The organism is Microcoleus sp. PH2017_34_RAT_O_A (assembly GCF_020737885.1).
Lineage (GTDB): Bacteria > Cyanobacteriota > Cyanobacteriia > Cyanobacteriales > Microcoleaceae > Microcoleus.
Map to the genome: position 1 here is coordinate 1 of NZ_JAEQDD010000053.1, position 14300 is coordinate 14300.

10 protein-coding genes and 4 pseudogenes are annotated in these 14300 nt (G+C 43.1%); 8 read left to right on the forward strand and 6 right to left on the reverse strand.

Features of this window, described 5'->3' with window-relative positions:
* Positions 1-374: 374 nt before the first annotated feature.
* Positions 375-3053, forward strand: coding sequence for an ATP-binding protein (locus JGK11_RS18390; protein WP_293212429.1), 2679 nt, complete (start codon positions 375-377; stop codon positions 3051-3053).
* A 104-nt stretch (positions 3054-3157) separates the two neighbouring features.
* Here JGK11_RS18390 and JGK11_RS18395 read toward each other — a convergent pair whose 3' ends face one another.
* Both JGK11_RS18395 and JGK11_RS18400 read right to left on the reverse strand, forming a co-directional pair.
* Positions 3158-3517: a DUF5615 family PIN-like protein gene (locus JGK11_RS18395; RefSeq protein ID WP_293177050.1), complete on the reverse strand. Its 360-nt coding sequence runs from the start codon at positions 3515-3517 to the stop codon at positions 3158-3160.
* Entirely contained in the window at positions 3495-3845 is a 351-nt protein-coding gene (locus JGK11_RS18400) for a DUF433 domain-containing protein (protein ID WP_293177052.1), read from the reverse strand. The genes JGK11_RS18395 and JGK11_RS18400 overlap by 23 nt, the downstream gene beginning before the upstream one ends.
* A 278-nt stretch (positions 3846-4123) precedes the next feature.
* Between JGK11_RS18400 and JGK11_RS18405 the strand changes: the two are divergent.
* The 6 genes and pseudogenes from JGK11_RS18405 to JGK11_RS18430 all read left to right on the forward strand — a co-directional run.
* Positions 4124-4522, forward strand: a pseudogene (locus JGK11_RS18405) (glycosyltransferase); the annotation flags it as partial.
* Between the two features lie 134 nt (positions 4523-4656).
* Complete coding sequence (locus JGK11_RS18410; protein ID WP_293177054.1) at positions 4657-5604, forward strand: NAD-dependent epimerase/dehydratase family protein; 948 nt, start codon at positions 4657-4659, stop codon at positions 5602-5604.
* A gap of 640 nt (positions 5605-6244) precedes the next feature.
* A pseudogene (locus tag JGK11_RS18415) lies at positions 6245-6679 on the forward strand (GDP-mannose 4,6-dehydratase); the annotation flags it as partial.
* Positions 6680-7045: 366 nt separating this feature from the next.
* Positions 7046-7525, forward strand: a pseudogene (locus tag JGK11_RS18420) (LAGLIDADG family homing endonuclease); the annotation flags it as partial.
* 135 nt (positions 7526-7660) lie between these two features.
* A pseudogene (locus JGK11_RS18425) lies at positions 7661-8179 on the forward strand (NAD-dependent epimerase/dehydratase family protein); the annotation flags it as partial.
* Positions 8180-8380: 201 nt separating this feature from the next.
* Entirely contained in the window at positions 8381-9769 is a 1389-nt protein-coding gene (locus tag JGK11_RS18430) for a UDP-glucose/GDP-mannose dehydrogenase family protein (RefSeq protein ID WP_293177056.1), read from the forward strand.
* 440 nt (positions 9770-10209) lie between these two features.
* On the opposite strand, the gene JGK11_RS18435 is transcribed toward JGK11_RS18430, so the two are convergent.
* On the reverse strand, positions 10210-10824 hold the full coding sequence (locus JGK11_RS18435) for a hypothetical protein (RefSeq protein WP_293212430.1): 615 nt from the start codon (positions 10822-10824) through the stop codon (positions 10210-10212).
* A 616-nt stretch (positions 10825-11440) separates the two neighbouring features.
* Entirely contained in the window at positions 11441-11698 is a 258-nt protein-coding gene (locus JGK11_RS18440) for a hypothetical protein (protein WP_293212431.1), read from the reverse strand.
* A gap of 239 nt (positions 11699-11937) precedes the next feature.
* Between JGK11_RS18440 and JGK11_RS18445 the strand changes: the two genes are divergently transcribed.
* A complete protein-coding gene (locus tag JGK11_RS18445; protein ID WP_293175479.1) occupies positions 11938-12084 on the forward strand; it encodes a hypothetical protein in 147 nt (48 codons plus the stop codon).
* Between the two features lie 46 nt (positions 12085-12130).
* On the opposite strand, the gene JGK11_RS18450 is transcribed toward JGK11_RS18445, so the two are convergent.
* Together JGK11_RS18450 and JGK11_RS18455 are read right to left on the reverse strand one after the other, a co-directional pair.
* A complete protein-coding gene (locus tag JGK11_RS18450) occupies positions 12131-13039 on the reverse strand; it encodes a formyltransferase family protein (RefSeq protein ID WP_293191572.1) in 909 nt (302 codons plus the stop codon).
* A gap of 133 nt (positions 13040-13172) precedes the next feature.
* Complete coding sequence (locus JGK11_RS18455; protein ID WP_293212432.1) at positions 13173-14111, reverse strand: DMT family transporter; 939 nt, start codon at positions 14109-14111, stop codon at positions 13173-13175.
* Positions 14112-14300: the final 189 nt, after the last annotated feature.

The following is a 14300-nucleotide window of genomic DNA, read 5'->3' on the forward strand; positions in this document are numbered from 1 at the left end:
GATAGATATGCGATCGCACAATCCAATATCTCGTAGGGGCAGGTTCACCAACAATAATCGCCTAAAACAGACAATCTCAAAAACCTGCCCTCCCCAGCCGAGATTTATATTCACATTTATCTCGTAGGGGCAGGTTCACCAACAATAATTGGCTAAAACAGACAATCTCATAAACCTGCCCTCCCCAGCCAAGATTCACATTTTACCAATAAATTCGCGGTACATTTATTTGGTTGGTGGGGTGGGGGCGGGTTTAGGAAATTGTTGATTTTTGTCATGAATGGTTGGCGAACCCGCCCCTACAAGAATCGTGGTTGATTTACTGGATACGATACTTAATCACCCATATTTAAATTCATTCATCCCACCTATTTATGAATCAAAACCATCCCCCCATTCCTCGCTTAGATTTAGCACCCAAACTGAAACGTCCTCTTTCTTTGTGGAATCCTTTAGACTACCTGCGATTATTATATTGGGTGTTTTTCTTTCCTCAAGCTGTGAGGCGTTATGAGTATACTTTTGGAAGTGAATCTCGTTTAGAAGATACCAAAACCTGGCGAGAAAAGTGGGAGTGGTTGCGTCAAAATTCCGTCCAACGTCAGTTGATTCTACAAGCCTTGGTGTTAATGTTTGCTATCCCCGTAGGCTTGAGTAGACTTTCCGAGGAAATAGGCATTTCTATTGATTGGCGCGGCGTGGCGTTGGGCGTGGCGTTGGGCGTGGCGTTCGGCATGGGATCTGGCGTGGAGTTTGGTGTGGAGTCTGGCGTGGTATTAGGCGTGGAGTCTGGCGTGGTATTGGGCGTGGCGTTTGGCATGGCATCTGGCGTGGTATTGGGCGTGGCGTTGGGCATCGTGTTGGGCATGGCGTCCGGCATACCGTCCAGCGTAGTGTCCGGTGTGGCGTTCGGCGTGCCGTCTCGCGTGGTGTCCGGCGCGGCGTCAGACGTGGTATTGGGCGTGATGTTAAGCGCGGCTTCAAACGTGGAGTCCGTCGTGGCGTTAGGCGTGGAGTCCGTCGTGGCGTTGGGCGTAGCGTCCGGCGTAGCGTCCGGCGTGGCGAGGATACGTCCTGAAAATTGGCTTTTCGCTGTACCGTTTACCTTACTCCAACGTCAACACCAAAATAGACAATTTCCTCACATTACCCCACTTCCCATTCCCTACCTGTCTTCTCAAATAGCTCATTGGCTGAGGCGGGATTGGGAAACAGGATTGCACAACATTAACCAACTATTACTATTTACTCTTCAGTTTATCCCTGTTGTTCAAGCTGTAAATCGCGTGCTAGCAGAGACACCAAAAGACCAACTTATCTATCGCGTCGCTCAATTATCAGAAGATCTTTATGATTGGAACTTGGTGCGTTTTGCCTCAGTTTCTCTCGGTGAAGCAATGAAGTCAAGAGCAGTACAAAGTTTTTCATTCATACCTTGGAAACAACAAATACAAGATCGTTTTCAAATAGAAATTAGTTTAAATACTCCTGCCCGTGCCTCTGCCGCTGGTTTCTGGTATCTCCATGAACAAGAACCAGACAAAGCCACAGAGGCTTTTGCCATAGTCCGAGATTTGCTTTATGGAGAGGAGATGTTCGCCTTAGCGAAAATTCTCACAGGCTTTCACCAAACAGCAGAACTAGCCGAAATTGCTTCCCTGAAACTCCCACCTTCCCCAACTTCACCTCGGCTACGCGAGAATACTTGGCAAGCAATTGCCTCTCTACGGCGGGTAATTGCCGATGTGCAAGTCGTGCAGAATAGCGTATCTCGTTCTGCCCGTTCCCTTGCCCTCAACCGATCGTTAGGTGAACTTGAAACTATCCTCGATACTCCAGATATTCTACCAGAAGCCGAACGAAATTTAATTATTCAAACCGCTAAAAAATGGCAAGAATCTTTACTGCAAGTTACAGGAAAAATCGGAGATATTTCAATTACTAAAGCTGTCACTAATCCCTATGTAATTGGCGATCCAGTCCAAGGCAATCTGTTTGTCGGCCGCGAAGATATCATCAGACAGCTAAAGGATGTACAGGGAAATAACCTGCAATCTGTGGCTCTCTACGGTCATCGGCGGATGGGGAAAACTTCGATTTTGTTAAATGCTACCAACTGCTTAGGAGCAAAGGTACAGGTGGCTTATGTCAATTTGCTGCGGGTGGGAGATTGCTCTGAGGGAGTCGGCGAACTACTAATATTCATCACCGATGCGATCGCCAAAACGGTCAAGATTGCACCTCCAGCCGATCGCGATTTACTCAATCTACCCTATCTCACCTTTGGACGCTACATCGAACAAGTAGTAGCAAATATAGAAAGTGGATTGATCGTTGCTTTAGACGAGTTTGAAAAAATTGAAGAATTGATTAAGGCTGGGAAAATCAATCCAGATTTTATCGGCTTTTTGCGAGGAATACTGCAAATGAGTTCTAAAGTTGCCTTAGCTTTTGCTGGATTGCACACCTTGGATGAAATGACCGGAGATTATTTCAATCCTCTTTTTGCTAGCATTATCCCCATCCGAGTTGGTTTCCTGAGTCTAGGTGCAACTCGCCAAGTTTTAGCCAATCCCGATGATGACTTTATCCTAGACTATAAACCCGAAGCACTCGATCGCATTTATGAACTAACTCACGGCCAACCCTACCTCACGCAACTGGTAGGATTCCTGTTAGTACGCCACTACAACGATCGAGTATTTGAAATGGGACGCCCCCGCGATCCAATGTTTACCGTAGAAGATGTAGAAACAGTCATCAATGACCCGGAATTTTTCACCAGAGGTCGCTACTATTTTACAGGAGTTTGGGGTCAAGCAGCGGAAGGCGCACCGGGACAACAAGAGATTTTAACAGCATTAGCACCTCACTTACAAGGCATGAATTTCGACAGGCTGAGTACAGAAATAGGGATGGATGAAACAAGTTTACAGGAAGCATTAAAAACTCTGGAACGCCACGATGTTGTTAAAGAAATTAATGGTTGCTACTGTATTGCTGTGGAACTATTTCGCCGCTGGGTTCAGATGTCATTGGGAGGAAGCCACTAAAATCGGGAATGGCGATTCCCTACAGGATAGCTACGCACGCGCGTATCTTGCTGTTTTTCACACAAGGGCGATCGGACTTTGTGAAAACCCAAGCCTCAACGAATTCAAGGAATTGGCAAGTGAATAATTTGGTCTTGATATTCCCCATCAAAAGAACCTCCCGCAATCACAATCAACTCGTCCAGTGTCTCCCCAATACCCATATCGGGGTTGAAGATAAAAATACCGGGTATGTGGCGATTTTGGGCAATGTGATCCGCTAAGTGTACCGGCATTGACTTGCGGTTATTAGTCAGCAGCACAAAGTTATGTACTTCACACCAAATTAGGATTTCTGGATCTAACGTACCTTTGGGAGGAGTATCCGGTTCTCCCACAGCCCGAATTATCAAATCTGATTCCCGCCGGCGCAGTTGGTTAATATAAACTGGATTAACATTTTCATCCATGAGATATTTGAGCATTTTTCGCCTTTTTGCCTTCTCTTTCTGCCTTTAACTGCATCAGTTTCCGCACCGCAGGCGACGGGTTTCGCTGCTGTTCCTCTCGCATTCTGCGTCCCCATTCCAACCAGTCAGCGATGTAATTGCTCACAGATTCTTTGTTGTGAAGATAATACAGAATGGTCGCATAAACTTGTTCTAGACTCAGCGAAGTGTAAATATTGGCAATTTCCTCTGGGGTGCGAGCACGATAAATGTACTCGTACAGGATAGTTTCAATTCCAATCCGCGAATCTTTCAGGCGAATGTCATCAGGTGCTAGAAAGTTGAAGTATTCTTCTAGTTGCACAGTTTAATCCTTCCTTTTTAGCCGATCGTACTGCTAACTATAATTTTACTATAATTCCACTTTTAATTCTAGCGAGGTATGGCTGCGATCGCCCTTTCTGTCTTAGCCTAAACCAAATCAGATATGCGATCGCACGCACTTTTTGCACAATACTGACCCAACTGGTACAGGTGGCAAAAACTCAGCAACTCTATTTCTAGCATTTCCTAGGGGCAATCCCTCGCGATCGCCCCCGATGTTTCATCTCCAGCCCATGACTATAGTCGGAAAACCCTTTATTCTTGTCGGTGGCTGAATTTATTCCCCGCAAGCGCCCTGGCAATATTCTCAAGGCATTTGCCCAACTAGCTCGACCTCAAGTACACTTAGCTTTGGTCGGAGATGGCATAATTTTGGAGGAAATGCGAGAACTAGCATCAGAATTAGGAATTCAAAAGCAAGTACATTTTTTGGGCTTGCGACGAGATATCCCCATTTTGATTCGTGCCTCAGTAGCTACTCTGATTGCTTCCTCTCAAGAAGGGCTTCCTAATTGCGTCATGGAATCTTTCTGCATCGAAGTCCCCGTCATCGGTATAGAAATTCGAGGCACTCGTGATTTATTAGAAAATGGCAATGGTTTGCTGGTAAAGTTGGGAGATATCAACGGAATAGCACAGCAATGGCATAGATTTTAGACCATCCAGAGGAAGCTCAACATATGAGCAAGCGCGGACGAGAAAATATGGTTAATTATGACCTGCCACATATCCTCAAAGCAATACGAGGCTTTATATGCTGAAGTCAACAATCAACAATCAACAATCAACCCATGAGTAATATTGTTACAGGCGCGGCAGGTTTTATCGGCTCTAACTTAGTCGAAACTCTTTTAAACCAAGGTGAACAAGTAATCGGAGTTGATGAAGTCAACGATTACTACAATCCCGAATTAAAGAGAAAAAATCTCGCTCATTTTGAAAAACATCCAAATTTTAAACTAATTGAGGGTAATATCCTATCTTTGGATTGGAAACCGCTATTAGCAAATGCAGAAGTCATTTACCACCAAGCAGCCCAAGCAGGAGTCCGTGCTAGTTGGGGATACGGTTTCCGCAGCTATACGGAACGCAATATCAATGCAACTCAGGTACTCCTAGAAGCCGCCAAAGATGCACCGCAACTGAAAAAGTTTGTATTGGCTTCGTCTTCGTCGGTGTACGGCAATGCTGAAACTTTTCCTACTTCCGAAACTGCCTGCCCTCAACCAGTTTCTCCCTACGGGATTACCAAATTAGCTGCTGAACGTTTGGCTTCGCTTTATCATCACAATTTTGGCGTTCCCGCAACCATCCTACGCTATTTCACCGTTTACGGGCCTCGCCAGCGTCCCGATATGGCATTTCACATATTTTTTAAGTCAATTTTGCGCGGCGAAGCGATTTCAATTTACGGAGACGGACAGCAAACCCGAGATTTTACTTTTATCAGCGATTGCGTTGCCGCTAATTTAGCTGCCGCTAAAGTGCCGGAATCTGTCGGGGAAATATTTAATATTGGAGGGGGAAGTCGAGTTGCTTTGGCGGAAGTTATTCAGACGATGGAAAGCATTGTCGATCGCCCGATTCGCATCAATTACCTAGAATCGAGCAAAGGAGATGCACGAGATACTAGCGCTGACGCATCGAAAGCTCAGAAAATCTTGGGATATCAGCCACAGGTGTCTTTGAGAGAAGGATTGAGGCAAGAATGGGAATGGGTACAGTCTTTGTACGGTTAGAGTGTGCTTAACTTACTCATATAGAAATCCTAAATAATTAAGATAAATTTGTAGGGTAGTACCTTTCTTTGCCTACCCTATCTATCGGGCAACCGAACGTGGTTCGAGCCCTACAACAATTGTGCAAATGATTTAGGATTGCTATATCAAATCCAATGAGGGATGAAGCTACTGGATATGATCGCACCGAGAAACCCGGTTTCTCGGTGTGATGTTTTTTTCGTGGAGTTATACCAACTTTCATAATTGTTGCAAAATTATTAGGTTTGTAGTCAGGACTTTAGTCATTATTAAGTTTATAGTAAGGACTTTATCTTTCGTTTGCTAACTAATGTTTGTTAACTAAAAATGGCACCAAAAATTAAGATTTATAATTATATAGTCACTGTGGAGATAATGTCAACAGTATTTTTTCGGAATTATAGAAGTGTAAGTAAAATTAACTAGGTTAGCTCCAGTCTAGCTCGCAATCTGTTGCATATATTCTGACAATGCTAAGTTAATTAAAGATTTGATCCAGGTTGCGGATAAGTCTTTACATTGTTGATCGATATTTTGTTATTGTATTAACAAGTTTGATTCGATCGACTGAATTGTTGTACCACAGTCTTACCCTCTAAACAGAACGGCAGTTTCCCCCATGAGAATTTTAGTCACAGGCGGTGCGGGTTTTATCGGTTCCCATCTGATCGATCGCTTAATGGCCCAAGGACACGAGGTAGTCTGCCTGGATAACTTTTACACCGGGACTAAGCGCAATATCCTCAAATGGATGGACAACCCCTATTTTGAGCTGATCCGCCACGACATCACGGAACCGATTCGGTTAGAGGTAGATCAGATTTACCATCTGGCCTGTCCAGCTTCCCCAATACACTATCAGTACAATCCTGTCAAGACAATTAAAACAAACGTCATCGGCACGATGAATATGTTGGGATTGGCGAAACGGGTGAAGGCCAGATTTTTTCTGGCTTCCACATCAGAAGTTTACGGCGATCCAGATGTCCATCCCCAAACAGAAGACTATCGCGGTAACGTTAATTGTATAGGTATTCGCAGTTGTTACGACGAGAATACTGAAATTTTGACAGAAAACGGTTGGGTTCCTTTTCCTAACTTACAGCCGGGAGTTCGCGTAGCAACTCTCAATCCAGACAATCAGATTGAATATCACGTTCCTGACGAGCATATCGTGCAGCCTTATGTGGGTAACTTGCTCCGATTTGCCAATTCTAAATTTGATTTTTGTGTGACTCCCAATCACTGGATGTATGTCAAAAACCGCACTGGTAAATTGAACTTTCTCCAAGCCGATACAGATGTATATTGGCACCATCAAAGAGCCATCACGGGAGCAGAATTTTTAGCGGCAGAACAAGAATGGTTTGAATTAGGAGAACCGCCGCGCAATGCTAAAGTAAATGTCGAACGGGTGCGGATGGATGATTGGCTGGAATTTCTGGGTTATTACATTTCCGAAGGTTGCGTTCACGTCCGCAGGCGAGCGCGAGTCGTTAACGGTTGCGATTATGATATTGCTGATTACAACATATTAATCGCTCAAGTAAATCCAGAAGGACGGACAGCAATAGCAGAGTGTCTCCAGCGGACTCCTTTCAAGTTTTTTGACTCCGACGACCATCAATTTCGGATTTGCAGCAAACAATTAGCAGAAATTTTGCTGCCTCTGGGCAAGTCTGGTGACAAATACATACCGCGAGAATACCTAAATCTGTCTCAGCGACAGTCATTAATTTTGTTCAAAGCTTTGATATTGGGAGATGGCTCTCAAAAAGGAAATGCCTACGCTTATTACACTAAATCAAAGCAATTGGCTGATGACGTACAAGAGTTAGCAATGCGCTGCGGCTATGCAGCAACGGTAGTCAATCATGCAATCGGTCGCGATCTTTATCGCGTTAATATTCGCCCTCCAAAAGATGCAAATCTCGTAACTCCCGAACCAGTTCGTTATGCGGGAAATGTTTATTGTGTCAATGTTAAAAATCACGTAATCTGCGTCCGCCGCAACGGCAAGGCAGCGTTTTGTGGCAACTGTTACGACGAGGGGAAGCGAGTAGCTGAAACCCTATCTTTTGACTACCACCGCCAAAATGGGGTAGACATTCGAGTTGTCCGAATTTTCAATACCTACGGCCCCCGGATGTTGGAAAATGACGGCAGAGTAGTCAGCAATTTTATTGTGCAAGCTTTGCGGAATGAGCCGCTGACTGTTTACGGTGACGGTTCCCAAACCCGGAGTTTTTGCTACGTTTCCGATTTGGTGGAAGGATTTATTCGGTTGATGAATAGCGACAAAATCGGGCCGATGAATTTGGGGAATCCCGGCGAATACACTATCTTGGAGTTAGCACAGAAAATTCAAAATATGATTAATCCAGGGGCGGAAATCATCTTCAAACCGCTGCCACAAGACGATCCAAAACAGCGACAACCGGATATTACTCTTGCTAAAAATTGGTTGGGGTGGGAACCAACTGTGCCGCTGGATAAAGGTTTAGAGTTAACTGTGAAAGATTTTCGCGATCGCATCGAGGGAAACCAAAAGTAGAGAGAGGGAGAGATAGAGGGGGAGAGGAGGAGAGGGGGAGTATTTTTACTTCTTAATTCTTCATTCTTCCCTATTCCCTATTCCCTATTCCCTTTTGCTTCCTCAATCTGCCTGCCATCTGACTAATAAGAACTGTCAACTGTCAACTGTCAACTGTCAACTGTCAACTGTCAACTGTTTACTAACTTTGAGGACATTTCTATGCGTGTTTGCGTCATCGGTACAGGATACGTTGGCTTAGTCACCGGCACTTGCTTGGCCCACATCGGACATCATGTCATTTGTGTAGACAACAACGAAGAAAAAGTTAAATTAATGAAATCGGGACAGTCACCTATTTTTGAACCCGGACTGTCTGAATTAATGTCCTCTGCTTCTCAATCGGGAAATTTAGAATTTACTTCAGATTTAGCAGCAGGAGTGGCTCATGGGGAGATTTTATTCATTGCGGTGGGGACGCCTCCTTTGCCCACTGGGGAAAGCGATACTCGCTACGTGGAAGCGGTGGCGCGCGGCATTGGCGCTCACCTCGACGGCGATTACAAAGTGATCGTAAACAAATCAACTGTACCCATCGGTTCGGGAGATTGGGTGCGGAGGATTGTATTAGATGGTTTGGCTGAACGTCAAAAAGCTCAAAGCGGTGAGGGCGCTACGGGTGAGGAAGTAGCAGCAAAAATTGGTGCTGATTTTGATGTGGTTAGCAATCCAGAGTTTTTGCGCGAGGGTTGTGCTGTTTTCGATACGTTTAATCCCGATCGCATTGTTCTGGGCAGCAACTCTCAGCGGGCGATGGATCTGATGCTACAATTATACACACCAATTGTCGATCGCAAGTTTGCAGAAAATCCGTCTTTGCCTGTGGTACCTGTGGTGATGACTGACATCAGTTCCGCAGAAATGATTAAGTACGCAGCTAATGCTTTTTTGGCTACCAAGATTAGCTTTATTAATGAAGTTGCTAATATTTGCGATCGAGTCGGTGCAGATGTTACCCAAGTAGCGAAAGGTATCGGTTTAGATTCGCGAATTGGTAGTAAGTTTTTGCAGGCTGGCATTGGTTGGGGCGGTTCTTGTTTCCCCAAAGATGTCTCGGCTTTAGTTCACACTGCTGACGATTACGGATATGAAGCGCATTTGCTGAAAGCGGCGGTGGAAGTGAACGAACGCCAGCGCTCGATTGCGATTGAAAAGTTGCAGCAAGTTTTGAAGATTCTTAAAGGCAAAACAATCGGACTTTTGGGTTTGACTTTCAAGCCGGATACTGATGATTTGCGGGATGCTCCTTCCCTGAATTTAATCGAGAATTTAAACAGATTGGGAGCGAAAGTTAAAGCTTACGATCCGATTGTTTCTCAAACTGGGATGCGTCACGGTTTGTCGGGAGTTTTGGTGGAAACCGATGCGGAAAGATTGGCTGACGGTTGCGATGCTTTGGTGTTGGTGACTGACTGGGAACAGTTTCGTAATTTAGATTACGATAAAATGGGCAAATTGATGGCTCATGCGGTGATGATTGACGGCCGCAATTTCTTAGATAAGAAGGTTTTAGAAGCGGCTGGTTTCCAATATGTCGGGATTGGAAGATAAGAAAGAGTTTGGAGGATAACCTCTATCCTGTAAGGTGCGCAATGCGCACCTAGAGCGTCCGTACAGTAGAATATTTTGACAAAAAGAACAAAATATGTATTATGTAGGGGCTCTCGCATGAGGGCGACAGTAGATCGCGATCGCCAACCATTTTTTTGTCCTCATGCGAGAGCCCTGCCAAGGTCTACATCAACATACATACGTATCGGCTCAATAAGTAGGGGTAGCAGTTAATCTAGTTGCCAAGACAAGCCCAAGGGATAAAGAGAAGATTTTTCGCGAATAATAGTGGACAGAGAGGGAATAATTCCAAGTTGAGAAATTCGGTCACGCACATAACCCTTAAAAACTGATTCCCAACTGACTCCTTAGTAGCAACAAGAGACATAAAAGTATCCCATGCCCTCGTACCCTCAATCGTCTGAGTTGCATAGCTAATATTACGTCGCTGCACAGCAAGTTCGGGCAGCTAACTCAGCGGGATTATTGTGTAAAGGTAATTCAGGGTGCTCTAAAACCCTCAGCAACTCCGATACTTTTGTCGCAGTTAATTGTTTGCGTTCATCCAACAATTCATAGCCGCTTGGAGTTTCAAAAAGCCGCCGAAATTTCGACCTTAAAAGCAGTGCAGCTTCAGGACTGGGAACATCTTTATAAGCTAATAATTCCCGATAATAATCCCAAAAATTTTCGATAAATTTCCCTAAAATTACTTGATGGCAATGGAATACCGGGCTTAACTTTTTGTAATGCCTTCCCTCATGCACCCAACATAATGCTCTATCAGCAGTGATTAACTTGAATTGGGGAGCATCATCACAACACAGAGTTTGTACGACTGGACAATCAGTTTGCTGATGATAGAAAACAATAGCTGCTGCTTCCTTAATCCTGGTAACTTGTTGAGCACCCAGTTTGGGTACATACTTATTAAGTAGGTGATTAAACTCTGACTCACCCAACACCGTTTCTTGGGGTAATAGCTTGAGAGCATTCTGCCATTTAGCCGGGATTTTGAAGTCCTCAATTAGTGAGAATGTCAGTGGATTGAGCATGAATTTTAGTTCTCGTCCTGGCTGTAATCCTCTCAGGACAGTCAGTCTGTCTTTATTCGCTGTTGTGAAGTATACTGTATATAAAGGGTTGCAGATGATATTGGTGGTATGGTTTACTCCAGCTACACGCGCGCCTGTTTGGTCGAAGTGTTGCCAGGGGCTACTCGCTAGTCCTGAATCATAAACTTCTTTTTTCTCGGTTTCAAAACCGGAGTGGTTTTTGATTAGCAGGTTGGATAAATAACCTGCTGAGATGGAAATACCTAGATCGGCTAAAAACTCCAGTAGTTTACCGCATCCTCATATTACCCCCTAGCGTACAAACTGATGATTAAGGCTTTGATTCCTGGTCCAAATTCTCCTTCGTAGCCCATTGGTAATTCTGCTACATAAGTTTTTCGGAGTGAGGGTGAGTAATATTTCTGTTTACGGAACAATATGTTGTCGGTTGCCAAGCTGATATCTTGGATGATTACTTGTTCGTATCCTTTAAATTCTGCGTCTGCTGGCAGTTGGTCTGTGGGGTATTCTAGTATTTCTTCTCGATCTATTTTAATTGTGGCGTTCTTACTGCCTTTTTTGTGCTTTTTTGGTTGGCGTTTTTCGTTCTTTTTCGCTATGAGTGCTGACTTTTGAATCCTTTGGAGTTGGCTTTGATGTCTGGTTTTCCTTGTTCTCCCTTCAATCGGTTGTTTTCATCTTTCAACCGTTGATTCTCTGACTCCAAGTCTTTGACTTTTAATTGTAATTGCTCTATTAGGTTCAGTAAGAACTCTACTGTCTGACGCATTGATTGGTCTGCAATACCTGAGGGGTCGATGGTTTGCAGTATATTGGAGGATGACTTGTCTTGTGAAATAGTCTTTGGCGTCATGTGTCCTATTTTATAACACTTTTTTTACTCTGCTTACTTTTTTTCTCTGCTACCCCGAATTATTGAGCGGATACTTTTTGTGGTTGTAATTTATTCATCTTTTTGTGACAATCAAGTATTGCATATAATTATATCATAACCTTGATAATGATTTAGGATTGCTATATCTCTTTGCCAGATGAGTTAGTGCGTTACATTGACCAGCGTGTAGAAATCGCAGTCGGCTAGTTGAGGTTTTATTGCAAGCATGGCGCAAACAACAAGAACAACAGGCAATGGTAGAAGCCTGTTTATTGCTGGATGAACTGAGCGATGAATTAACCGATGAGGATGAAGCATGGCAGCAAGCAGCGATTACCGACTGGGAAGCATCTGCTGGCTGGTGACTTTACTTTATACCCAGATCCCCGAATTCTTAAAGAAGTCGAGGATCTATCCCGTAGGAATTTTCTTATAGGTTGTTTTTGTTTTTATAGCGTTGACTGAATCTTGTTTCATTTCTATAAATCTCTTTTCGGCGAGTTCTTCGACCTGGGGAGTGTAGTCTTTTCTAGAAAATACAGGACTGATGAGTGTAGGATAGGCTTTGATCCCCACAGATTGTATTTGAGGATTTTCGATCATTTCTGAAGCTTGTTGTATCAGAAGATCGAAAGCCAGCTTATAACTATAAGCTTTTACCTCCGACAAAGATTGAAATTCAAAGGGATTTTGTATTCTGACAGCCCGAATAATAGGGCCAGTATCTACGCCTTCATCTACATAATGAACAGACGCTCCAGCAACTCGTTTAAATTCTTCAATATCACCACGAGATGCCATATTTTCGACAGCAAACATACCCCTTGCATAAGGAAGAACAGCAGAATGAGCATTAATAATGTTACCTTCTGTCAATTCAATCCACCAAGGACTAAGAATCTTATCCAAAAACACAAACATACAAATCTTACCTTCATTTTTACATTCTATTTGTAGCCACTCCTTCACTTTTTCACTATTTATAGTTTTACCTAAAAAGATACTTTTTTGAAATGAGTTTTGTGCCAATGCAGGTATTCCAAATAATCTTATCATAGCTTCTTCCGTCTTACTAAGTCCACCATATAATGTTTGGATTTCCTGTAGAGAATCACTTGTTAAAAGTTTTTCCTTCTGATGTAATTGATGAAATCGCTCTTTACTCTGGTGTGAAGCATCATTTTTATCATCTCGTATGAGAATACCTCTAAAAAATGGGTTTCCTTGGAATTTGGTGTACCATTGTGACACTAAATAAGTTGGATGAAAGCTATTTTCAGTCATTAAGAAAAAATTACAAGGCTGATTGTTTGTTTTCACGGTTAGTATGAACCTCTATTGATTTAAATTACAGTTTAGTTAACGGCTGCAAGCTGATAATTTTTCTTGATATATAGACATATCAAAAAACTGATTGTTTCTCCCTCCGATCGACGATATTTCTAGTTGATTTTTATAATGTTTTGCTGGGATTTTTGGGACGTAGCGACAACATCAACACTGTACTAACAATACATAGTCCACCGATACCTTCAAAAAGACTCAGTGGTAAGCGAAGCCAAATAACTGATGCAGCTACAGCCGACAAAGGCTCTGCACTGGCTAATAAACTGGCTTCTGTAGGTGTAATGTATCGAAGACTGTCTATATAGAGATAAAAAGCGATTGCTGTGCCAAATACAATCACAAAACTTACTAACAAACCAGTAATTACAGACCAATGTTGACCTTGAATTTGCCAAGGAGAAGCGATCGGGCATAATGCAATACCTCCTATAATCATGCCCCACCCAATGATTACTTCAGAACCCCAACGTTGTAGCAAACCTGATGGATATAATGTGTAAAATGCAAGTGCAATTGCAGAACTTAATCCCCATGCTATTGATGTGCTGGAGACAGACAACTGGTGAACAGATCCATTTGTTACGAGAAGAAATGTACCTAACAGGGCAAATCCTAGGGCTATAAACTCTTGATAATTCGGAATTCGATTGTACTTTATTGCTAAGTAAACCATAATAAATAATGGAGCCTGATATTGCAATAAGGTTGCTGTAGCAGCATTACCGGTTTGAATTGCCACGAAATAGGTATACTGTACTCCCAACATACCAATAATTCCAAAAATCACTAATCGAATCCGATCTTTGGGATCGTGCCACACAGCAAAAACTTGATGGAAATTCTTTCGGAAACATCCAGTTATTAATAACAATATTCCTGAGATTAGCAGGCGCATTGTTACCAGCCAACCAGGAGTAAATCCCTCATCTTGAAAAAGCCTTTGTGCCACCGTACCAGAAAGTCCCCACAAGGTGGCCCCCACCAGCACCATAATAAGTCCCTTATAACGTAATAACTGAATCTTTTTCGAGTCAGATGTGAGCATAGTTGTTAATCATTCCTTAAGGCAATACAAATCTGTAGTTTTTTTTGTTCAGATACTTAACATTCTTATCTTCCATAATACTTGTGGAATGTCATTTTGAGATGAGGGGTACCCCCCCCATCCCAGAAGCAATAACATCATGATATTATTGATAGAGAAAGCTCGAAAGTATGCAAAACATAAACATCA